Source organism: Azospirillum sp. RU38E, assembly GCF_900188385.1.
In the GTDB taxonomy this organism is placed as follows: Bacteria; Pseudomonadota; Alphaproteobacteria; order Azospirillales; family Azospirillaceae; genus Niveispirillum.
Genome location: NZ_FZOI01000001.1, coordinates 344,167 through 364,363, shown reverse-complemented (window position 1 = coordinate 364,363; position 20,197 = coordinate 344,167). Strand labels below are relative to the sequence as shown.

The window sequence follows — 20,197 nt, the reverse complement described above, 5'->3', positions numbered from 1 at the left end:
GGGTTGCGAAGCGCCCCCTTGCCTGCCGGCGCGATCCGGCCGATATGGAACGCTTGTTTTTCGACCGTCCGTTCCCAGGTGTGCGCTGTCATGACCAAGTCCTCCGGCAATATCCCCACCGGCCGTAATCAGGCCGTGCGCGTGAAGACGGCCAAGCGGCGCAGCGTCTCCTCTGCCCGCTGGCTGGAACGGCAGTTGAACGACCCCTATGTGGTGGAAGCCAAGAAGCGCGGCTTCCGCAGCCGCGCCGCCTTCAAGCTGTTGCAGCTGGATGAGAAGTTCGGCCTGCTGAAGCGGGGCCAGCGCATCGTCGATCTGGGCGCCGCCCCCGGCGGCTGGACCCAGGTGGCGGTGGAAAAATCCAAGTCCGACAAGGGCGGCAGCGGCCAGGTGGTGGGGCTTGACCTGCTGGAGATGGAGGCTGTGCCCGGCGCCACCACCTTCCAGATGGATTTCACCAGCCATGAGGCACCGCTGCGCCTGAAGGCGCTGTTGCAGGGGCCGGCCGATGTGGTGATGTCGGACATGGCCGCCAACACCACCGGCCACACCCAGACCGACCATCTGCGCATCATGGGGCTGGCCGAAATGGCCTATCAGTTCGCCACAGAGGTGCTGGCACCGGGCGGGCATTTCGTCTGCAAACTGTTCCAGGGCGGGGCGGAGCGGGAATTGCTGGCGCAGATGAAAAAGGATTTCACCACCGTCCGCCACGCCAAACCGGCCGCCAGCCGGCAGGACAGCAGCGAGACCTATATTGTCGCCATGGGCTTCCGGGGTGGCGAAGCCGCGGCAGAGGAAGACGAGGCGGGCAGGGTCTGACCCCGCTGTACTCTTAAGGATAGATTTACCCTGATTCGGCAGCCGAAAGGTTGCGGAGCCCGCAGGGGATGCTACGTTTATTGCATCCAACCATGATGCGGAACGGACGTTACTGCGACAGCAGGGGCGTTCCCCCCGCCAGCGGACCCCTGCCGATGCCGATGCACCTGAGTGGCGTCAGCCAACCCCAGCTTTCCAGCGACCAGATGATTCAGGCGCGTGTCGTCATTGTCGATGACATGCAGCTGTCGGTCGATCTTCTCACCGCCATCCTGCGCAAGGCGGGGCTGACGCAAATCCGCGCCAGCACCGATCCGCTGGAAGGGCTGGCCATGTGTTGCAGCAACCCGCCCGATCTGGTGCTGCTGGATTATTGTATGCCGGGCCTGGACGGGCCCGGCTTCATCGAAAAAATGCGCGACCATTTGGGGCAAGAAACACCCCCCGTGCTGATCATCACGGCAGAAAATAACGAGGCCTTCCGCCGCCGCGCGCTGGAGACGGGCGCTATCGACTTCCTGCCCAAGCCCTATACCAGCTGGGAACTGCTGGTGCGGGCGCGCAACCTGCTGATCATGCATCTGCTTTACCGCAGCCAGCGCGATCAGGCCCGCGCCCTGGAAACTATGGTGCAGGAACGCACGGCGGAGCTGGAGCGGACGCGGGCGGAAATCATCCACCGCCTGTGCAGCGCCGGGGAATTCCGGGACGAGGATACCGGCCATCATGTCGCCCGCATCGGGCGGATGGCCGGCGCGCTGGCCCGGCTGGCCGACCTGCCGGCCCGGCAGGTGGAAATGATCGCCGCCGCCGCCCCGTTGCATGATATCGGCAAGCTGGGCATCCCGGACCGGGTGCTGTTGAAGCCAGGCCGGCTGGACAGTGATGAATGGGGGGTGATGCGCAGCCATTGCCGCATCGGTGCCCAGATTCTTCACGGCAGCGGGATGGAGTTGCTGGACCTCGCCTCTGAAATCGCCCTGACCCATCATGAAAAATGGGATGGCAGCGGCTATCCCCAGGGGCTGGCGGGGGAGGATATCCCCATTGCCGGCCGGATCGTCGCCATCTGCGATGTGTTCGACGCCCTGCTCTCCCGCCGCCCCTATAAGGAGCCCTGGACGCTGGAAAGGGCGCTGGACTTTGTCGAACGGTCCGCCGGCAGCCATCTGGACCCGGCCCTGGCCCATCTGTTCGTCTCCCAGGCCGCCGAAATGCTGGCCGTCCGGGAGGACGGGTAATACCAATCCGCCGAGGGTTTGACCCTTGGCGGATTGGAGGCCAGCGACCGCTGGCCCGCGCCACGTGGCGCGCAAGCCAAGGGCGCGGATGCGCCCGCCCGGCGCCTGAGGGAACAAAAAATCTCCCTGGATCGGTCACGATCAAGGGAGATTGGTATAAGTTTTTCAGGAATCAGGAAAGCCCAGGGACGGCTCCATCCGTTCGAAGGTCGCATCCATCGCATAGGGGCCCAGCATCGGCAGGCCGACATGGCCGTACAGCACGGAAAGCTGTCCCTCCGCCGCTTCCTCCCCCTGCCCGGCCACGGCCGCCAGATAGAGGGCGGAGGCCAGCCCCGTCCGGTCGGCGCCGGCCTGACAATGGATCAGCACCGGCTTCGGCACCGACCGCAGCAGGGCGATCAATTGCGCGGCGCGGGCATCATCCAGCGGGCGTTTCGCCGACATGGCGAAATCCACATGCTGGATGCCCAGAAGCTGCGCGGTCGTCCGCTCCGCCTCGTACCAGTCTCGGCCGGGATTGGCCCCCCGCAGGTTGACGATGCTGCGAATGCCATAGGCGGCGGCATACGCAGTGATCTGCGCCGGGGAGGGCTGGGCGGAACGGTAAAGTTCCTGCGGGATGACGGTGTGAAAATTGCCCGTCACCTGCAGCCCGCCCAGATAGACCCCCAGGCCCAGCAGCGACGCTACGCCCAGCAGCCCCAGCCGTGCCGGCCAGCCCCGCCGCCGCCAGAGCACCCGATGGCAAGCCTGTGCCCAGCGCATGATGCCGCCTCCGCCCCTTCAGGGGAACCGGGGCCACAATGGCCCTGCCCATAGAGATGACGTCACCCTTGCCCCCACACCAGACCTATCCAAAAGGATAGGGTGGATGAAAAATGATCGTCAGGTCTGATCCTCCGACCCGTCCCCCTGCTGGCGGGAAAACCGGATGGAGGCCACCTCGTCAAACATCTGGGTTTCGCGGTAACGCCGGGCCTGCTTGGCGGCCAGATCGCGCTGTTCCTGCACCTGCTCGAACTTCTTCAGTTCGCGGAAGGCGTCGGCCACCATCTCCTCCGCCTTGGCGATTTCCTGGCGCATCATCGCCTGTGCGTGCTGGAATTGCTCCCGCCGCTGCTTGGCATGGGTCAGGAAGGCGGGCAGCGCGCGGGCCAGGTTCAGGTCGGTGGCAGCCACCGCCCTTTCCTGTTCCACCTGCGCCTCAAAGGCGGCGATATCGGCCAGCAGCCGTTCTTCTGCTCGCTGCAATTCACCCAGATGGCGGCGGCGTTCATCGACGGAGCGCTGGTTCAGCCGGATGATCGGCTTCAGATCCTTCATCCGGCACCGCCCAGGATAGCGGCAAGTTCAGCATAGCCCTGGTCCAGCGTGCTGCGCTCCCCCTTGCTCTGGCGAAGGAAGGCTTCCAGGGCGGGGTTGAAATGGATCGCCTCATCCACCTGCGGGTCGCTGCCTTTGCGATAGGCACCCAGGCGAATCATCTCCTCCATGTCGGAATAAACCGACATCAACCGGCGGGCCCGGCCGACCAGGGCATTCTGTTCGGGCGTGTTGCAGCCCGGCATGGTGCGGCTGACCGAGCGCAGGATATTGATGGCCGGATAGCGCCCGCGCTCACCGATGCGGCGTTCCATGACGATATGGCCATCCAGAATACCGCGCACGGCGTCGGCAATGGGTTCTTCCATGTCGCCACCTTCCACCAGCACGGTGAACAGGCCGCTGATCGTGCCATCGCCCGTACCGGGGCCGGCGCGTTCCAGCAGGCGCGGCAGTTCGGCGAACACGGTGGGCGGATAGCCCTTGGTGGTCGGCGGTTCCCCCGCCGACAGGCCGATTTCACGCTGGGCCATTGCAAAGCGGGTGACGCTGTCCATCAGGCACAGCACATCCTGGCCCAGATCGCGGAAATATTCCGACACGGCGAAGGTCATATAGGCGGCCTGCCGGCGCATCAGCGGCGGCTCGTCACTGGTGGCGACGATGACGACGGAGCGGGCCAGACCATCTTCGCCCAGATCATGTTCCAGGAATTCCTGCACCTCGCGCCCGCGTTCGCCGATCAGGCCGATGACGCTGATATTGGCCTCGGTATATTTGGCCAGCATCGACATCAGCACCGACTTGCCGACGCCGGAGCCGGCAAAGATACCCATGCGCTGCCCCCGGCAGCAGGACAGGAAGGTGTTGATCGCCTTCACGCCCAGATCCATCTTGCCGCCGACACGGCGGCGCGCATGGGCGGGCGGCGGGCTGGCCTTGATCATCACCGGCACATCGCCCTGCGGCAGCGGCCCCTTGCCATCAATCGGCTGGCCCAGCGCATTGATCACCCGGCCCAGCCAGGCCGGCGTCGGATAGATCGCCGCCTGGCCTTCCGCCACCTCTGCCCTGCATCCCAGGCCGATATCATCCAGCGTGCCATAGGGCATCAGCAGGGCGCGGCCATTGCGGAAGCCCACCACCTCGCACGGCACGGGCCGCCCGCCCCGGCTGAAGACGCGGCAGCGCCCGCCGATGGACAGGCGCCGTTCCACGCCCCCCACCTCCACCATCATGCCCAGCACGGAGGTGACGCGCCCGAACATGCGGTAGGGCGGCAGGGCGTTGATCTCCTGCAGCATCTGGTCGGCATCAATCATCACGGGACGAATACCCTTTCATGCGGGGGAAGCAGGCAGAGGATACACCACATACTAATGCACCAGCATGGTTAAGGTCAGATTGCCGCCCGGCACGTAGCATATGCGCCGAAGCTCTGTTAACCTAACTCTTGTCGGTTGAAAGGCCCTGGTGGCGCCGCAGGCTGGTTGCATAAAAGAGTTCTCAGCACAACCGGTCACAGAAGGGGTAACCCTGAACCCATCGCCGAGGGAAGAAACATGCGAGTCCTGCTGGTTGAAGATGATCCCGCGATGCAGAAAAGCGTCAAGCTGATGCTGGCAGCGGATGGCGGCTATATTGTCGATGCCACCAGTCTGGGTGAAGACGGGCTGGAAATCGGCAAGCTGTATGATTACGACATCATCATCCTGGACCTGATGCTGCCCGATATTGATGGGTATGAGGTGTTGCGCCGTCTGCGCGCCGCCCGGGTGACCACCCCCATCCTGATCCTGTCCGGCCTGTCCGATCTGGATAACAAGATCAAGGGGCTAGGCTTCGGGGCCGATGATTACATCACCAAGCCGTTCGACAAGCGCGAGCTGATCGCGCGCGTTCAGGCCATCATTCGCCGCAGCAAGGGCCATTCGGAAAGCGTCATCCGCACCGGCCGGCTGGCCGTGAACCTGGATGCCAAGACGGTGGCCGTGGATGGCCAGCCCCTGCATCTGACGGGGAAGGAATATGGCATCCTGGAACTGCTGTCGCTGCGCAAGGGCACGACGCTGACCAAGGAAATGTTCCTCAACCATCTCTATGGCGGGATGGATGAGCCGGAATTGAAGATCATCGACGTGTTTGTCTGCAAGCTGCGCAAGAAGCTGGTGACGGCCACCGATGGCGACAATTACATCGAAACGGTCTGGGGCCGCGGCTATGTGCTGCGCGACCCGCCGGAGGCTGAGGCAACGGCGGTGAAGGCTGTGGGTTGAGCCGTATCCTGCTGCTGGGCGGCGGGCACGCCCGGCCGCCATTGCTGCACCGTCTGGCCCGGCTGAAACGGGCGGGCCATGATCTGGGCCTTGTTACCCCTGCGCCGCAATTCTGGGCAGAGGCCATTCCCCCCATCCTGGCCGGGCGGGTTGACCCGGCGGCGGCAAGCCTGGATGCCGCCGCGATGGCCACGCGGCACGGTCTCTATTTCTTCGATGATGATATAACGCGCATCGATCCGGCGGCGGGGCAGGTGCATCGCCGCCAGGGGGAGCCGCTGGGTTTCGACCTGCTCTCCATCGCGCCGACGGCGCTGACCCGGCCCTTGCCCGGTACCGGGGATCACCCCCGCTGTTTCAGCACCCGCCCCCTGCCCCGGCTGCTGGCCCTGCACAAGGCGCTGGTGGAACGGTTCCGCCAGCATCCCGGCCGGGCGGTGGCCCTGACCATTGCCGGTGGCGGCATCACGGCCTGTGGGCTGGCGCTTGCCATGATCGCGCTGGCCGCACGGGAGGGCGGGCATATCGCCATCACCATCCTGACCCGTGGCCGCCTGCTGACCCGCCTGCCGGAACCGGCCGGCGTGCGGTTGATTGAGGCACTGGCCGCGCATGGCACCATCCTGCAGGAAATGGCCCCCGTGCTGCGGGTGGAAGGGAACGAGGCGGTGCTGGAGGGGGGCGACCGCATCGCCTTTGACCTGTTCCTGAACGCCACCGGCGCCGCCGGCCCCGGCTGGCTGCGCGACAGCGGCCTGGCCGTGGATGCGGATGGCCGGTTGCTGACCGATGCCGCCCTTGGCGTGTCCGGCTTTGCGCGGATGATTGCAGGGGGAGAGGCGGTGCGCCCGGCAGAGGGACGCCATCCGGGCTGGTCCGCCCTGACCAGCAACCTGATCGCCCTGGCCGGCAGCCGCCCGCCCCACCCCGCCCCGCAACAGCCCCCGCCCTGCCTGATCGATATCGGCGACGGCACCGCGCTTGCCGCCTGGGGGCGTTGGTGGACACTGGGGGGCCCGGCATTGTGGGCACTGCGCTGGCTGGAGGGCCGCTGGCTGCTTTGACAGCAAGAAGCGGAGCGCCGGCGAGCCGGCCAGTCGGCATCATGGGGCCATCCTGTACAACCGTGATGGAGATTTCCCCATGACCTACCGTGTCAGCGGCCTGTCATCTGATCTGTTCACCCCGCTTTTCAGCCTGGATGATGCGACATTGGCCGCACAGGGCATCCGCCGCGTGGTGACACCCAGCGAGGGGCTGATCCCCTGCCGGATCACCCTGGCCGATGCGCCGGCAGGAACGACGGTGCTGCTTTTGTCATTCCGCCATCAACCTGCCAATAGCCCCTATCGGGCGGAAGGCCCGATCTTCGTGACGCAGGGACCGGCCCCCACCTGTGTGGTGGATGATGAGCTGCCGCCGATGATGGCGAAGCGTCTGCTATCTGTCCGCGCTTACAACAGCGATGATCTGATCGTGAAAGCGGATGTCGTCGATGGAAAAGAGGCCGATGGCCTGCTGCGACACTATCTTGCCCAGTCGGATATCGCCTATCTGCATGTGCATTTCGCAAAGCACGGCTGTTACGCCGGCCGGGTAGACCGGACATAACCCCTACCCCGCCACCCGCCGCCCCTCTGCCGCTGGCAAGTCCAGCGTGCGGGCGATGGGGAAGCGGATGGCAATGCTGGTACCCTGGCCGCGTGCCGTCTGGATGACCAGGGTTCCGTCATGCAGCCGCACCAGGGCATTGACCAGCGACAGGCCCAGGCCGGAGCCGCCATGCCCCTTGGCCAGCCCGCCTTCCAGCTGGGTGAAGGGTTCCAGTGCCTTGGGCACCGATTGCGGGTCCATGCCGATGCCCGTATCAGCAACAGAGAGGCAAAGCCGGCGGTCGGGTTCCAGCATGGCGCCGATCCGCACCCGCCCGCCGGCCGGGGTGAATTTCACCGCATTGCCGACCAGATTGATCAAGATCTGCCGCACCGCCCGTTCATCGGCCAGCATGGAGGGCAGCCCCTCCGGCACCTCCAGCCGCAGATCAAGGCTGCTGCTTTCGGCGAGCGGCAGCATCAGCCGGTGGACGCCATACAACACGCGCCGCAAATCCAGCGGCTGTTCGTTCAGTTGGAACTTGCCGGCCTCCAGCCTTGAGAAATCCAGCACATCATTGACCAGCGCCAGCAGATGCTTGCCGCCATCATTGATATCGCGCGCATGTTCGACATAACGCCCGTCAATCGGCCCATAGGCCTGATCGGCGATCAGGTGGGAAAAACCGATGACGGCATTCAGCGGCGTGCGCAGCTCATGGCTCATGGTGGCCAGGAACTGCGACTTGGCCAGGTTGGAATTCTCCGCCTCCACCTTGGCGCGGCCCAACTCATCCAGCAGCAGTTCGTGGCGCTGAATCTCCGACGTCACCCGGTCGATCACCCGGTTATATTGCGCGGCGATCAGTTCCACATCCGATTGCGGCTCCACATGCACGGGCCGGTCGAACTTGCCTTCCAGCCGGTGGCGCTCCATCTCGGCGGCCAGATCCATCATGGGCGAGGTGGCGCCATGTTCGGCGATATTCAGGCCCAGCCGTTCCGATTCGGCATCGATGCGCAGCGGGAAAATCCGGTTGAACAGGTACAACAACCCATAGCCGCTGCCGAAGGCAAAGCCGGCGCAGGCCAGCACGCCGATGGCCTGCGCCTGCAATTGCTGCCAGCGGTCCAGCCCGGTGCCGAACAGGCTGACATCCCCGAACAGGGCCACGCACAAGGTACCCCAGACGCCGGCGAACAGATGCACGGGCACGGCCCCCACCGCATCATCGATGCGGAAATGGTCCAGCATCTTCTGCCCGATCAGCACCATCACCCCGCCGGTCGCCCCCACCAGCGCCGCCGACGCCGTGCCCAGCACCAGGGCGCCGGCCGTGACGGCCACCAGCCCACCCAGAATACCATTGAGGAAATGTTCCACCGTGGCGCGGCGCAGCGTGGCCAGGGCGATGAAATGGCCGGCCAGCCCGCCGGCACAGCCGGCCACCATGGTATTCAACATCACGCCGGGCGCCTTGGACACCTCCCCCAGCACACTGCCGCCATTGAAGCCCAGCCAGCCGAACCACAGCACCAGCACGCCCGCCGCCGCCATGGTCAGGCTGTTGCCGCCCATGGCGCGCACGCCGGGATCAAAGCGCCCGGTACGCGGGCCGATCACCAGCACCGCCGCCAGTGCCAGCCAGCCACCCACGGAATGCACCACGGTGGAGCCGGCAAAATCAATGAAGCCCAGCGCCGACAGCCAGCCCTGGCTGTCCGACCCGGCCATGCCGCCCCAGGCCCAATGGCCGAAAACCGGATAGATCAGGGCCGATAGCAGGGCCGAAACCAGGATGTAGGAGCTGTAGCCCATGCGTTCGGCCACCGCGCCGGAAACGATGGTGGTGGCCGTGCCGCAGAACATCATCTGAAACAGCAGAAAGACCAGCATATCCGGCCGGCCGGTATGTTCCGGCATCAGCGGCCCCAGCCCAATCAGCCCGCCCAGGCTGGGGCCGAACATCAGGGCATAGCCGAACAGCCAGAACAAGAAGCCGGCAATGCAGAAATCCATCACATTCTTGATGGCGACATTGATGCTGTTCTTGGCCCGGACAAACCCGACCTCCAGCAGGCAGAAACCCAGCTGCATCATGAAGACCAGCCCGGCCGCTACCAAAATCCATACCTGTGCAATCGGGTCGCTGGTCATGCCCGTTTCCTGCCGGATATGTCCGGCCTTAACTTATTTAGTTACCCGTTTTGGTTGGGCACCATGCCAGCATGAAAAATACTGCAATGCAATGGGGCAATGATTGTTCCAGCCTGCCGACCCTGGCCATATCTGCCATGCCAGGGCTGGGCAGCAGGCCGGGCAGCGCCTATCTTTGCCGGCATCGTTCCCCCGCAATGGACTGGAAACCATGAAATATCTTCACACCATGGTCCGCGTGACCGACCTGGAACAGTCGCTGGATTTTTATTGCAACAAGCTGGGGCTGAAGGAAACCCGGCGGATGGAAAACCAGGCCGGGCGCTTCACCCTGGTCTATCTGGGGGCGGACGAGAACCCGGAGGCCGAGGTTGAGCTGACCTATAACTGGGACCCGGAGGTCTATACCGGCGGGCGCAATTTCGGCCATCTGGCCTTCCAGGTGGAGGATATCTATGCCACCTGTCAGGCACTGCTGGACAAGGGCGTCACCATCAACCGCCCGCCGCGTGACGGCTACATGGCCTTCATCCGCTCCCCCGACAATATTTCCATTGAGCTGCTGCAGAAGGGCAAGGCCCTGCCCAAACAGGAACCCTGGGCCAGCATGGCGAATATTGGCGTGTGGTAATACCAACGGTCAAAATTCTTGACCGTTGGTTCGGCGGCGACTGCCGCCGCGCGGCCCGTGCCGCGTAGCCAAGGGCGCGGAGGCGCCCGCCGGCGATTGAGGAGCACGAAAGCTTGACCATCGGTCATGATTTCGCGCCGCTGGTATAAGCAAGGAAGAATGGCCCCCGGCGCCTTCCGAGGCGATGGGGGCTAGGCTTTCCGTTAGCCATAGAGATTTTCCCGCAAGGCCCGCTGATAATCGGCGTCAATCATCTCCGCCGTCACTTCGGCCACATCCGACATCGCCTTCATCATGGTGCCGACGGAGGGCAGTTCAGGCTTCTGCCATTTTGTCGGCTGCCAGATATGGGAGCGACGGAGCGCCTTGCCACAATGGAAATAGGCTTCCTGAACCGCCAGCAGGATGGCCAGTTTCGGCACCCGGCCCCCTTCCGTCATGCTTTCCAGCAGATCCGCCCGGCGTGACAGCACAGCCTTGCCGTTGATGCGCAGGAACGTATCGGCGTAGGGCACAACAAAAACCAGGCCACAGCGACCATCAGAGGACAGGATGTTGGTCATGCTTTCCAGCTTGTTATTGCCGGGCCAGTCGGGAATGGCGACATGATCCTGATCCACCACGCGCACAAAGCCGGGGGCCCCGCCCCGTGGTGAATTATCCAGCCCGTCCGGGCCCGCCGTGGCGATAAATACTAGCGGGCTGGCGGCAATGAAGCCGGTCATGAAGCTGTCCAGCCGGGGAAACTTCATCCGCAGGATACGCTCATGGGGCAGTTCGTACAGGGTGCGCAGTTGCTCCAGGCTTTCCACGCGGTCATTTCCGGCATCCATGATGTTCCTCCATCCCATAATCTAACGTCGTTAGATTGACCTAACATTGTTAGAGTGGCAAGCGTTAACAAGGGGGCTCTTGGTGAGAATCACGCGGGAACAGGTGACAGAGGCAGCGCTGTCGCTGTTGGATACGGTGGGGCTGGAAGGGTTGACGATGCGGCGGCTGGCGCAGGCATTGAACATCCAGGCACCATCGCTTTACTGGCATTTCAAGAACAAGGAGGCCCTGATCGACCATCTGGCCGATCGGCTGCTGGACCGGGTCTGTATCGATATCGACCCCGCTGCCCCGTGGCGGACGCAGGTGGAACAGATCGCCCACCAGTTGCGCCAGGGCCTGTTGTCTCGGCGCGACGGGGGGCGGCTTTATGCCGGCACCTATATCGTTACCCCTAACATTATGCGGGTGAATGACGGGGTGATGGGTGCGCTTCTCAGTGCCGGTTTTTCCGCCAAGGTCGCCGCCTGGGCCAACGGCTCCCTGTTCTTTTACGTGATCGGCTTCACGATTGAAGAACAGGGCCTGGTGGATGCAACGGGCGCTTTGGTTGTCGATCTTGCGGCACTGAAATCCCGCTTTGCCGAGGCGGCAGGCACCAGCCACCCAAGGCTGCTGGGCCTGATGGAGCCGATTTTCGATACTGATATGGAAGCACGATTCCAGTTCGGGCTGGATATGTTGCTGGATGGGCTGGCCTGCCAGAGGGCGCGCGGATAACCGCGATCAAGCCACCGGCATATTATCCAGCAGCCGCACGCCGCCAATCCGGGCGGTGCAGATGATGCGGGCAGGCGAGCTGCCCAGCACGGCCAGCGGTTCCAGCGTGGCCGCATCCACCATTGCCAGGTAATCCACCGCCGCAAACCCCGCCGCCAGCAGGGCCGCCGCCGCCTGCTGGCAGGCGGTCTCCACCGTATCCGGGCGGGCCGCGACGGCGGCGATGGTCTCCCGCAAAACCCGGTTCAACTGCCCCGCCACCTGCCGCTGTTCGGCCGACAGATAGGCGTTGCGGGAGGAAAGCGCCAAGCCATCCGCCTCCCGCACTGTCGGCACGCCTTCAATCACCACCGGCAAATCCAGGTCGCGCACCAACTGGCGGATGACGGCCAGTTGCTGGAAATCCTTTTCGCCAAAGCAGGCAATATCGGCCTGCGCCTGGGACAGCAGCTTGGTGACAACCGTCGCCACGCCCTGGAAATGGCCGGGGCGGAAGGCCCCTTCCCAGCGGGTGGCGATGGGGCCGACATCGATGCTGGTGGCAAAACCACTCGGATACATCACATCCACCGTCGGCGCGAACAGCAGGTCACAGCCAGCACTGGCCAGCTTGGCGGCATCGCCCGCCTCATCGCGTGGATAGCGGGCGAAATCCTCATTCGGGCCGAACTGGGTGGGGTTGACGAAGACACTGGCCACCACCCGGTCGGCCAGTTCCCGCCCCCGGCGCACCAGCGTCAGATGCCCATCATGCAGGGCGCCCATGGTGGGCACCATCGCCACGCGCAGCCCCTCGCGGTGCCATTGCGCCACCTGGGCACGCAGGTCGGCAACGGTACGGACGATGGCGATGCTCATGGCTGTTTCCCCGCTTGGATGGCCGGTATCTCCTGCGCCAGCGGGTTACGGCAGGAACCCGCTTCCCGCAAGCCCTAATCGGCCATGCGGGCCTTGATCTGGCGCAGCACCCAGCCCAGCACGGGCAGCCGCTCATAGAATTGTTCGGCGGCATCCCAATGGTCGATATGGGAGGTCACCTGCCCCGCCATGTCGAACTTCACCTCCGACATGCCCTCAATCGTGGTCGGCCGGGGGGTGCTGGGGGTGCGGAAGCTGAAACCCCAGCGCAGATAGGTCATCTGCTGGGAAATCGCATGGTCGCGGATGATGAAGCGCGGCTGCTCCAGCTTGTGGAACATGCTGGTGAAAACCTGCTTCATCCGGTCGCGGGAGCGGAAATCATTGAACGGGTCTTTGAAATGCACATCCGGCACCGCCAGCCGGTCCAGCCGCGACACGGTTTCCGGGCGCAGTTCCTGATAGAAGCGCAGATAGGCGTTAAGCGCCTGTTCCACCGGAACCCTGCCATTCATGGCTGCTGCAACCCATTCCACCCTTGATCAGGCCCAACGCCCGTTTGACAATTATCTTAGCGCAAGGTGCGCCGGGCCAACAGGAAATACAGCGCATCAGGCAGCCGGCGCAACAGCAGCAGGCCCCAGGTGAAACGCCGGGGAAAGGTGATCTGGAACCCATCCCCCTTCAGCGCCGCCACCAGCCGCGCCGCCGCCTTTTCCACCGGCATCAGGAAGGGCATGGGGAAATCATTCTTGTCGGTCAGCGGGGTTTTGATGAATCCGGGGCAAACCAGTTGGGTTTTCAGCCCATAGCGTTCCACATCCATCTTCAGGCTTTCCGCCATATTGATCAGCGCCGCCTTGGTGGCGCCATAGGAGAGCGAACGCGGCAACCCGCGATAGCCCGCGACGGAGGAGACAATGACGATATGCCCCTTCCCCCGCCCGATCATGCCGGGCAGCAGGGCATCCAGGCAATTGACCGTGCCCATCAGGTTGATATCAACCGTGCGGGCAAAATCCCCGGCATCCAGCCCCCTGGCCCCGTCGGGCTTGTAGGTGCCGGCATTCAGGATGGCCAGCGCCATCGGCCCATGGGTGGCCACGGCCCCGGCCACCGCCGCCCGCACGCCCTGTAGGTCGGTCACATCCAGCGGCAGCGGAATGATCCGCCCCGGCCCGCTGGCCTTTGCTGCGACATCCTGCAAGGCATCCACCCGCCGCGCCGATGCCAGCACCGTCCACCCCTCCGCCGCCAGCGCCAGCGCCACATATTCTCCGATCCCGCTGGAGGCACCGGTGACCCAGGCAAAGCCATCGGCGGGCGTGGGGGTGTGCATCGGCTGGCTCCATCTTTTCCGGGGATACACAGGAAACTAGGGCGAGCGGGGTCGGGGAAAAGGGCCATGCCGGGGCCGATGGATCACCCCGGCCGTGGCATGACCGTTTTGCGCAACGCCGAACGCCGTGCTAAATTTCCCGCCATGCCGTCAGCCGCCGTACCGCCTCATCCAGCGTTGCCGGCTTCTTGCAGAAACAAAAGCGAATCAGGTGGCGGGGGGCGTCAACCTCATAAAAGGCGCTGATCGGGATGGCGGCGACACCGGCTTCCACGGTCAGCCGCTGGCAGAATTCTGTGTCCAGCGCCTTAAAGCCGCTGGCCCGCAGATCGACGGTGAGGAAATAGGTGCCGGCGGCCGGCAGCACGGTAAAGCCTGCCGCCAGCAGGCCCGCCGCCAGCCGGTCGCGCCCCGCCTGCATCCCGCTGGCCAGCCCCTGGAAATAGGCATCATCCTTACTTAAGCCCAGCGCCACCGCGTGCTGCAGGTTGGGCGGGGTGGTGAAGGTCAGGAACTGGTGCGCCTTCACCACCGGCGGCAGCAAATCGGCCGGCCCGGTGACATAGCCCACCTTCCAGCCGGTCAGCGAAAAGCTTTTCCCGGCAGAGCCGATGCGCAAGGTGCGCTCAGCCATGCCGGGCAGCGCCATCAGCGGCAGATGCCGGGCGCCATCAAACACCAGATGTTCATAAACCTCATCACAGAGCGCGATGGCATCATGCGCCTGCACCAGCTCGGCCAGCAGGGCCAGTTCGTCGGCCTGCCAGACCTTGCCGATGGGGTTCTGCGGATTGTTCAGCAGCACCAGCTTGGTACGCGGCCCGAAGGCGGCGCGCAGTTCCGCCGGATCGACATCCCAGCCGGGGGCGCGCAGGCTGACAAAGCGCGGCACGGCCCCGGCCCGGCGGATGATGGGGACATAGCTGTCATAAAGCGGCTGGAACAGCACCACCTCATCCCCCGGCTCCAGCAGGCCGAACAGACAGGCGGCCAGTGCCTCCGTCGCCCCGCTGGTCACCAGGGTCTGGCGGGCCCAATCCACATCCAGCCCATAGAAACGCTGGTTATGCGCCGCCACCGCCTGGCGCAGCACGGCCAAGCCCGGCATGGGCGGATATTGGTTCCAGCCTTCGGCCAGATATGTGGCAGCGGCGGCCACCAGATCGGCCGGGCCATTGCCATCGGGGAAGCCCTGGCCCAGATTCACCGCCTTATGCTGGTCGGCCAGCCGCGACATCACCTCAAAAATCGTGGTGCCATAGCCCGACAGCACCGCATTGCCGCTTTTCATGCCCGCCCTATCCCTTATCCGCCCTGGTTTCCCGCCTTCCATGCCGTGGCATGAAGCGCGAACCATTGATCCTTGACCACCGTGACCGTGGCAAAGCCAGCCTTGATCAGTGCCTGATGCAGGCTGTCGGGGGTAAAGCCGGTACGGTGCGCCATATAATGGTTTCCGGCAGCCACAGCGGAACGCAGGCCATACAGCATATCCAGCGGCGCAATCGGTCCGGCTGGCGAAACATAGGCCGGGCTTTCCAACCCGCCATTCAACAGCTGCAGCGCCACCTGTTCCAGGTCCGGGGTGGCGATATTCACAAATCCACCGGGCTTCAGCACCCGGAAGAATTCCGCCAGCGCCAGCGGCACCTCATGCGGGTAAAGATGTTCAAGATTATGGGAGGAATAGACCGCATCCATGGTCCCCCCCGCCACCATTCCCATATCGGTGATGGAGCCGATGATATCGGGCTGTACCGCAGGATCAATATCAAGGCGGACTTCCCGCCAATCACCGCCAAGAGATTGGAAAATGGAAGAGAGTGCGCCGATCTTCGGCCCACACCCCACATGCAACATCGTCTTTACAGCATTCATTCAATAATCACCGTTCGGGCATCGGTTGTTCATGCAGCCCATAGCGGGCAAGGATGGCAAGAAACCGCCCCTCCGCCCGCAGCCGCCGCGTTCCATCCTCCAGCAAACGGGCAAGCAGCGGGGCGCGGGCATCGCTACGGGACAGGCCGACAAAAAGATCGGCATCATCTTTCAGCGAAACGACCCGCATTTGATCATCCAGGGCAAGGCGGCGGAGCTGCCAGCGCAGCACATTATAATCATCCAACAGCAAATCCAGCCCACCGCCCTGAATTTGCCGCAACCCCTGCACCAGCTGCGAATAGCCAAAACCGCTGAGCACCCGCACCCTGGCCGGATTGGCATGATGTTGGTCGATATAGCGCTGCACATCGCCGCCATAGGCATAATCCTTGATGACGCCAACGCGGTATGGGCCGAAATCATCCGGCTTGCTGTAGGTGAAATCCTTTTCCCGCTGCAAGGCCACCGCATTGGCGGAATTGCCCTGTGCCAGGGCGGGCAACAGCAGGGCGCCCCCCATATCTGTGGCCGCCCCCGGCACCGCCGTGGCGCTGCCATCATGCAGCATCCGCTTCAGCATGGCGAAATTCACCACGCGATATTCCACGCGATAGCCGGCCGCCTGAAAAATCTCCCGCGCCAGTTCCACCATATAACCTTCGCGCCCATCCGTGGCCGGGTCGCAGGCATAGGGACACCAGGGGTCAGACGCGATGATGATCGGACGCGCGGCATCCGCAGCAGGCGCCATATCCTGCGCCGCCACGCGCGCCGGGCCCACGGACAGGGCCATCAGCAACCCAACCAGCGCGAACAGGCGGATGCGCAAGGGAAGGCGTATCATCAAGGCGGGAATACCGTCCGGGCTTTGATCCTGAAGCGGCTGAGCATATGCCCAAGTATGGCCCAGGGTCAAAGCCATCCGGTGGCCGGCTCAGGACGGGACAGCCGGTATCGCTCCCCGCAACGGGAATGGAAACTCCATCCTCCTGGCTGGACAGCAAAAAGGGGGCGGTATCCGGTCTGGACACCGCCCCCCTTCAGCATTTCCCCGCACAAGGCAGGTAAGGATTACTCTGCCGCCTGCGCCACACCCACCGGAGCGGACGCGGGAACCGCCGGCTTCACCCAACGCAGAACCGGCTTGCGGGCGGCCTGGGTTTCGTCCAGGCGCTTGCGCGGGGTCAGGCGCGGGCTGGCCTGGAAATGGGCCAGATCGCCCGCCTTCGCCTTTTCCGCCAGATGGCGCATGGTGGCGATGAAACGGTCCAGCGTCTGCTTGCTTTCCGTTTCCGTCGGCTCGATCAGCAAAGCCCCATGCACGACCAGCGGGAAATACATGGTCATGGGGTGATAGCCCTCATCGATCATCGCCTTGGCGAAGTCCAGCGGCGTCACGCCGGTGCCCTTCAGGAAGCGATCATCGAATAAAGCCTCATGCATACAGGGGCCGTCGAACGATGCCGACATGACATCCTTCAGGCTGGCCAGCACGTAATTGGCATTCAGCACCGCATCGGATGCCACCTGCCGCAGCCCATCCGCCCCGTGGGAGAGGATATAGGCCAGCGCGCGCACGAACATGCCCATCTGGCCATGGAAGCCCTTCAGGCGGCCAAAGGGCTTGGCGCCCTTGGCATCGGCCGCCTGTTCCACCAGATCGAAGCCGTTCTTGCCATGCACCACGAAGGGCAGCGGGGCATAAGGCGCCAGCGCGTCGGACAGGACCACCGGGCCGGAACCCGGACCGCCACCGCCATGCGGGGTGGAGAAGGTCTTGTGCAGGTTGATATGCATGGCGTCCACGCCCAGATCGGCGGGGCGAACCCGGCCGACGATGGCGTTGTAATTGGCGCCGTCGCAATAGAAATAGCCACCCGCCGCGTGAACGGCATCGGCGATTTCCCGGATCTGCGGTTCGAACAGGCCGCAGGTATTGGGGTTGGTCAGCATGATGCAGGCGACATCATCGCCCAGCTTGGCCTTCACGGCCTCCACACTGACGCGGCCATTTTCTTCTGCCGGGATCGTATCCACGGTGAAGCCGCAGAAAGCCGCGGTAGCCGGGTTGGTGCCATGGGCCGATTCCGGCACCAGCACGCGGCGGCGATGGCTTTCGCCGCGCGCATCCAGTGCGGCATGAATCGACATCAGGCCGCACAGCTCGCCATGGGCACCGGCACCCGGCGACATGGCGATGGCGGGCATCCCCGTCAGCGTCTTCAGCCAATGGGCCAACTGGTCGATCAGTTCCAGCGCCCCCTGCACGGTTTCCACCGGCTGGAGCGGGTGAATGTCGCTGAAGCCCGGCAGCCGCGCCATCTTTTCATTCAGGCGCGGGTTATGCTTCATCGTGCACGAACCCAGCGGATACATGGTCGTGTCGATGGCAAAATTCTTCTGGGACAGGCGCGTGTAATGGCGCACCACATCCGGCTCAGCCAGGGACGGCAGGCCGACGCTGGCGCGGGTCTTCACCCCACCCAGACGGGTCTTGGTGGTGACCGGTGCCTCCAGATCCACGCCGACAGCACCTGGATTATCCAGCTCGAAAATCAGCGCTTCTTCCTGCTGCAACGCCTTGTTGCCGGTGAAGGTGACAAACTCGCCGTCGACAGTCACGGCATGAGGGGTGCTGTCGCGACCCTGATTATTCATGGCCATCAGAGAACCTCCTCCAGGCCGCGCACCAGCGCGTCCATGTCTTCCAGGCTGTTGACCTCGGTGCTGGCGACCAGCAGCAGGTCTTCCAGACCGTCCATCTCCGGGTAGAAGCGGCTGACCGGCACGCCGGCCAGGATGCCGCGTTCGGCCAGCTTGGACAACACCTTGGCTGCCTTCTTGGGCAGCTTTACGGTGAATTCGTTGAAGAACCCGTCATTGACGATCTTCACGCCCTTCACCGCTTCCAGCTTGTCGGCCAGGGTCACGGCATTGGCATGGTTGACCCGGGCCAGCTTGGTCAGCCCCTGTTCGCCCAGCAGCGACAGGTGGATGGTGAAGGCCAGCGCGCACAGGCCGGAATTGGTGCAGATGTTCGATGTGGCCTTCTCGCGGCGGATATGCTGCTCGCGGGTCGACAGCGTCAGCACGAAGCCGCGCTTGCCATCGGCGTCCACCGTCTGGCCGCAGAGGCGGCCCGGCATCTGGCGCACATATTTGTCGCGGGTGGCGAACAAGCCGACATAGGGGCCGCCGAAATTCAGCCCATTGCCGATGCTTTGCCCTTCGCAGACGACGATATCGGCACCCATCTCACCCGGCGGGGTCAACAGGCCCAGCGACACCACCTCCGTCACCACCACGATGACCAAGGTGCCCTTGGCGTGGGCGGCGTCACACAAAGCGGTGAAGTCACGCAGATGGCCGAACAGCGACGGCGTCTGCACCACGATGCAGGCGGTCTCGCCATCGATCAGGGCCGTCAAATCCTCGGCATTCTTCCAGTCCGGGGCCTGGGCGCGGATATCCATGCCCATCACGCCGCAGGTGGTTTCCACCACTTCGCGGTAATGCGGGTGCAGCCCGCCGGACAGGATGACCTTGTTGCGCTTGTTGATGCGGGCGGCCATCAGCACGGCTTCCGCCGTGCCGGTCGCCCCGTCATACATGGAGGCGTTGGCCACATCCATGCCGGTCAGCAGCGCCACCTGGGTCTGGAATTCAAACAGGTACTGCAACGTGCCCTGGGTGACTTCCGGCTGATACGGCGTATAGCTGGTCAGGAACTCCCCGCGCAGCAGCGTCTGGTCAACCGAGGCCGGGACATGATGCTTGTACGCACCGCCGCCGATGAAGAACGGCACGGATGAGGCCGTGACGTTCTTGGCGGCCAGCCGGGACAAATGGCGTTCCACCGCCAACTCGCCCATATGGTTGGACAGGCCAGCAATGGGGCCCTTCAGGCGGGCCTGTTCGGGCACGTCGCGGAACAGGGCATCCACGCTGTCCACCCCGATGGTGGCCAGCATGGCGCTGCGGTCGGTTTCGGTCAGCGGCAGGTAACGCATCACAGCCCCGCGATGAAGGACTTGTAGGCGGCTTCGTCCAGCAGGGCCTCGAAATGGGCCATGTCCTTGATCTTCATCTTGAAGAACCAGCCGGCGCCTTCCGGGTCGGTATTCACCAGCGACGGCTCATCGGCCAAGGCTACATTGCCTTCGACCACGGTGCCATCGACCGGGGCATAGACCTCAGACGCAGCCTTCACCGATTCGACCACGGCGGCATCCTTGCCCTTGGTCAGGTGGCGGCCGGCTTCCGGCACCTCGACGAACACCACATCGCCCAAAGCCTGCTGGGCATAATCGGTAATGCCGACGGTGGCGATATCGCCGTCAAGCTTGATCCACTCATGGTCGTTGGTGAAACGGATGGTCATGGTCGGGTCTTTCGTAGGGAGTGCGGCAGAAAGAGGTTTGCCTTCCCCGCGAAAGCGGGGAACCAGGGGCCAAAGGCGCAACGCTGCTTGCTGCTTCCCCTGGACCCCCGCTTTCGCGGGGGAGGCACATTGGTTGTG

General features: G+C 64.0%; 21 protein-coding genes. 7 read left to right on the top strand and 14 right to left on the bottom strand.

Features of this window, described 5'->3' with window-relative positions; genetic code table 11:
- Positions 1 to 90: 90 nt before the first annotated feature.
- Entirely contained in the window at positions 91 to 822 is a 732-nt protein-coding gene (locus tag CHB97_RS01550) for an RlmE family RNA methyltransferase (protein WP_089286172.1), read from the top strand.
- Between the two features lie 155 nt (positions 823 to 977).
- Positions 978 to 2,063, top strand: coding sequence for an HD domain-containing phosphohydrolase (locus CHB97_RS01545; RefSeq protein ID WP_160105471.1), 1,086 nt, complete (start codon positions 978 to 980; stop codon positions 2,061 to 2,063).
- A gap of 165 nt (positions 2,064 to 2,228) precedes the next feature.
- On the opposite strand, the gene CHB97_RS01540 is transcribed toward CHB97_RS01545, so the two are convergent.
- The 3 genes from CHB97_RS01540 to fliI form a co-directional block, all read right to left on the bottom strand.
- On the bottom strand, positions 2,229 to 2,831 hold the full coding sequence (locus tag CHB97_RS01540) for a dual specificity protein phosphatase family protein (RefSeq protein ID WP_089286170.1): 603 nt from the start codon (positions 2,829 to 2,831) through the stop codon (positions 2,229 to 2,231).
- A gap of 120 nt (positions 2,832 to 2,951) precedes the next feature.
- Positions 2,952 to 3,389: a flagellar FliJ family protein gene (locus tag CHB97_RS01535; protein WP_089286169.1), complete on the bottom strand. Its 438-nt coding sequence runs from the start codon at positions 3,387 to 3,389 to the stop codon at positions 2,952 to 2,954.
- A complete protein-coding gene (gene fliI, locus CHB97_RS01530; RefSeq protein WP_200819804.1) occupies positions 3,386 to 4,711 on the bottom strand; it encodes a flagellar protein export ATPase FliI in 1,326 nt (441 codons plus the stop codon). The genes CHB97_RS01535 and fliI overlap by 4 nt, the downstream gene beginning before the upstream one ends.
- A gap of 240 nt (positions 4,712 to 4,951) precedes the next feature.
- Here fliI and ctrA point away from each other — a divergent pair, with 240 nt between their 5' ends.
- From ctrA to CHB97_RS01515, 3 genes are all read left to right on the top strand, one after another.
- Positions 4,952 to 5,665 (top strand): response regulator transcription factor CtrA, encoded by a 714-nt coding sequence (ctrA, locus tag CHB97_RS01525; RefSeq protein ID WP_089286167.1) that lies wholly within the window; start codon positions 4,952 to 4,954, stop codon positions 5,663 to 5,665.
- Positions 5,662 to 6,729 (top strand): NAD(P)/FAD-dependent oxidoreductase, encoded by a 1,068-nt coding sequence (locus CHB97_RS01520; RefSeq protein WP_089286166.1) that lies wholly within the window; start codon positions 5,662 to 5,664, stop codon positions 6,727 to 6,729. Before ctrA ends, CHB97_RS01520 begins: the two co-directional genes overlap by 4 nt.
- 79 nt (positions 6,730 to 6,808) lie before the next feature.
- Positions 6,809 to 7,276, top strand: coding sequence for a DUF1203 domain-containing protein (locus tag CHB97_RS01515; protein WP_089286165.1), 468 nt, complete (start codon positions 6,809 to 6,811; stop codon positions 7,274 to 7,276).
- Between the two features lie 3 nt (positions 7,277 to 7,279).
- On the opposite strand, the gene amt is transcribed toward CHB97_RS01515, so the two are convergent.
- The gene (gene amt / locus CHB97_RS01510; protein WP_089286164.1) at positions 7,280 to 9,415 is read right to left on the bottom strand and encodes an ammonium transporter; all 2,136 of its coding nucleotides are present in this window, start codon (positions 9,413 to 9,415) and stop codon (positions 7,280 to 7,282) included.
- A 211-nt stretch (positions 9,416 to 9,626) separates the two neighbouring features.
- On the opposite strand from amt, the gene CHB97_RS01505 reads away from it, so the two are divergent.
- On the top strand, positions 9,627 to 10,046 hold the full coding sequence (locus CHB97_RS01505) for a VOC family protein (RefSeq protein WP_089286849.1): 420 nt from the start codon (positions 9,627 to 9,629) through the stop codon (positions 10,044 to 10,046).
- 203 nt (positions 10,047 to 10,249) lie between these two features.
- On the opposite strand, the gene CHB97_RS01500 is transcribed toward CHB97_RS01505, so the two are convergent.
- Positions 10,250 to 10,879 (bottom strand): MSMEG_1061 family FMN-dependent PPOX-type flavoprotein, encoded by a 630-nt coding sequence (locus CHB97_RS01500; RefSeq protein WP_160105469.1) that lies wholly within the window; start codon positions 10,877 to 10,879, stop codon positions 10,250 to 10,252.
- Between the two features lie 82 nt (positions 10,880 to 10,961).
- On the opposite strand from CHB97_RS01500, the gene CHB97_RS01495 reads away from it, so the two are divergent.
- Complete coding sequence (locus CHB97_RS01495; protein ID WP_089286162.1) at positions 10,962 to 11,600, top strand: TetR/AcrR family transcriptional regulator C-terminal domain-containing protein; 639 nt, start codon at positions 10,962 to 10,964, stop codon at positions 11,598 to 11,600.
- A 6-nt stretch (positions 11,601 to 11,606) separates the two neighbouring features.
- On the opposite strand, the gene panC is transcribed toward CHB97_RS01495, so the two are convergent.
- The 9 genes from panC to gcvH all read right to left on the bottom strand — a co-directional run bounded on the left by panC (position 11,607) and on the right by gcvH (position 20,059).
- Positions 11,607 to 12,458, bottom strand: coding sequence for a pantoate--beta-alanine ligase (gene panC, locus CHB97_RS01490; RefSeq protein ID WP_089286161.1), 852 nt, complete (start codon positions 12,456 to 12,458; stop codon positions 11,607 to 11,609).
- 74 nt (positions 12,459 to 12,532) lie between these two features.
- Positions 12,533 to 12,973, bottom strand: a complete 441-nt coding sequence (locus tag CHB97_RS01485; protein ID WP_089286160.1) for a nuclear transport factor 2 family protein — start codon at positions 12,971 to 12,973, stop codon at positions 12,533 to 12,535.
- 56 nt (positions 12,974 to 13,029) lie between these two features.
- A complete protein-coding gene (locus CHB97_RS01480; RefSeq protein ID WP_089286159.1) occupies positions 13,030 to 13,797 on the bottom strand; it encodes an SDR family NAD(P)-dependent oxidoreductase in 768 nt (255 codons plus the stop codon).
- A gap of 130 nt (positions 13,798 to 13,927) precedes the next feature.
- Positions 13,928 to 15,088 (bottom strand): aminotransferase, encoded by a 1,161-nt coding sequence (locus tag CHB97_RS01475; protein ID WP_089286158.1) that lies wholly within the window; start codon positions 15,086 to 15,088, stop codon positions 13,928 to 13,930.
- Between the two features lie 14 nt (positions 15,089 to 15,102).
- Entirely contained in the window at positions 15,103 to 15,675 is a 573-nt protein-coding gene (locus CHB97_RS01470) for a methyltransferase domain-containing protein (RefSeq protein WP_089286157.1), read from the bottom strand.
- Between the two features lie 7 nt (positions 15,676 to 15,682).
- Complete coding sequence (locus CHB97_RS01465) at positions 15,683 to 16,525, bottom strand: transporter substrate-binding domain-containing protein (RefSeq protein WP_160105466.1); 843 nt, start codon at positions 16,523 to 16,525, stop codon at positions 15,683 to 15,685.
- A 224-nt stretch (positions 16,526 to 16,749) separates the two neighbouring features.
- The gene (gcvPB, locus tag CHB97_RS01460; protein WP_089286155.1) at positions 16,750 to 18,342 is read right to left on the bottom strand and encodes an aminomethyl-transferring glycine dehydrogenase subunit GcvPB; all 1,593 of its coding nucleotides are present in this window, start codon (positions 18,340 to 18,342) and stop codon (positions 16,750 to 16,752) included.
- Entirely contained in the window at positions 18,342 to 19,688 is a 1,347-nt protein-coding gene (gcvPA, locus tag CHB97_RS01455) for an aminomethyl-transferring glycine dehydrogenase subunit GcvPA (RefSeq protein WP_089286154.1), read from the bottom strand. The genes gcvPB and gcvPA overlap by 1 nt, the downstream gene beginning before the upstream one ends.
- The gene (gene gcvH, locus CHB97_RS01450; protein WP_089286153.1) at positions 19,688 to 20,059 is read right to left on the bottom strand and encodes a glycine cleavage system protein GcvH; all 372 of its coding nucleotides are present in this window, start codon (positions 20,057 to 20,059) and stop codon (positions 19,688 to 19,690) included. The genes gcvPA and gcvH overlap by 1 nt, the downstream gene beginning before the upstream one ends.
- Positions 20,060 to 20,197: the final 138 nt, after the last annotated feature.

What these genes read in the sequence shown, in the direction of transcription:
- gcvH (WP_089286153.1), bottom strand. Translation starts at nt 20,059, where the DNA reads ATGACCATCCGTTTCACCAACGACCATGAGTGGATCAAGCTTGACGGC.
- ctrA (WP_089286167.1), top strand. Translation starts at nt 4,952, where the DNA reads ATGCGAGTCCTGCTGGTTGAAGATGATCCCGCGATGCAGAAAAGCGTC.
- CHB97_RS01515 (WP_089286165.1), top strand. Translation starts at nt 6,809, where the DNA reads ATGACCTACCGTGTCAGCGGCCTGTCATCTGATCTGTTCACCCCGCTT.
- CHB97_RS01470 (WP_089286157.1), bottom strand. Translation starts at nt 15,675, where the DNA reads ATGAATGCTGTAAAGACGATGTTGCATGTGGGGTGTGGGCCGAAGATC.
- CHB97_RS01485 (WP_089286160.1), bottom strand. Translation starts at nt 12,973, where the DNA reads ATGAATGGCAGGGTTCCGGTGGAACAGGCGCTTAACGCCTATCTGCGC.
- CHB97_RS01540 (WP_089286170.1), bottom strand. Translation starts at nt 2,831, where the DNA reads ATGCGCTGGGCACAGGCTTGCCATCGGGTGCTCTGGCGGCGGCGGGGC.
- CHB97_RS01500 (WP_160105469.1), bottom strand. Translation starts at nt 10,879, where the DNA reads ATGGATGCCGGAAATGACCGCGTGGAAAGCCTGGAGCAACTGCGCACC.
- CHB97_RS01505 (WP_089286849.1), top strand. Translation starts at nt 9,627, where the DNA reads ATGAAATATCTTCACACCATGGTCCGCGTGACCGACCTGGAACAGTCG.
- gcvPA (WP_089286154.1), bottom strand. Translation starts at nt 19,688, where the DNA reads ATGCGTTACCTGCCGCTGACCGAAACCGACCGCAGCGCCATGCTGGCC.
- fliI (WP_200819804.1), bottom strand. Translation starts at nt 4,711, where the DNA reads ATGATTGATGCCGACCAGATGCTGCAGGAGATCAACGCCCTGCCGCCC.
- gcvPB (WP_089286155.1), bottom strand. Translation starts at nt 18,342, where the DNA reads ATGGCCATGAATAATCAGGGTCGCGACAGCACCCCTCATGCCGTGACT.
- CHB97_RS01550 (WP_089286172.1), top strand. Translation starts at nt 91, where the DNA reads ATGACCAAGTCCTCCGGCAATATCCCCACCGGCCGTAATCAGGCCGTG.
- CHB97_RS01475 (WP_089286158.1), bottom strand. Translation starts at nt 15,088, where the DNA reads ATGAAAAGCGGCAATGCGGTGCTGTCGGGCTATGGCACCACGATTTTT.
- CHB97_RS01545 (WP_160105471.1), top strand. Translation starts at nt 978, where the DNA reads ATGCCGATGCACCTGAGTGGCGTCAGCCAACCCCAGCTTTCCAGCGAC.
- panC (WP_089286161.1), bottom strand. Translation starts at nt 12,458, where the DNA reads ATGAGCATCGCCATCGTCCGTACCGTTGCCGACCTGCGTGCCCAGGTG.
- CHB97_RS01480 (WP_089286159.1), bottom strand. Translation starts at nt 13,797, where the DNA reads ATGCACACCCCCACGCCCGCCGATGGCTTTGCCTGGGTCACCGGTGCC.
- CHB97_RS01535 (WP_089286169.1), bottom strand. Translation starts at nt 3,389, where the DNA reads ATGAAGGATCTGAAGCCGATCATCCGGCTGAACCAGCGCTCCGTCGAT.
- amt (WP_089286164.1), bottom strand. Translation starts at nt 9,415, where the DNA reads ATGACCAGCGACCCGATTGCACAGGTATGGATTTTGGTAGCGGCCGGG.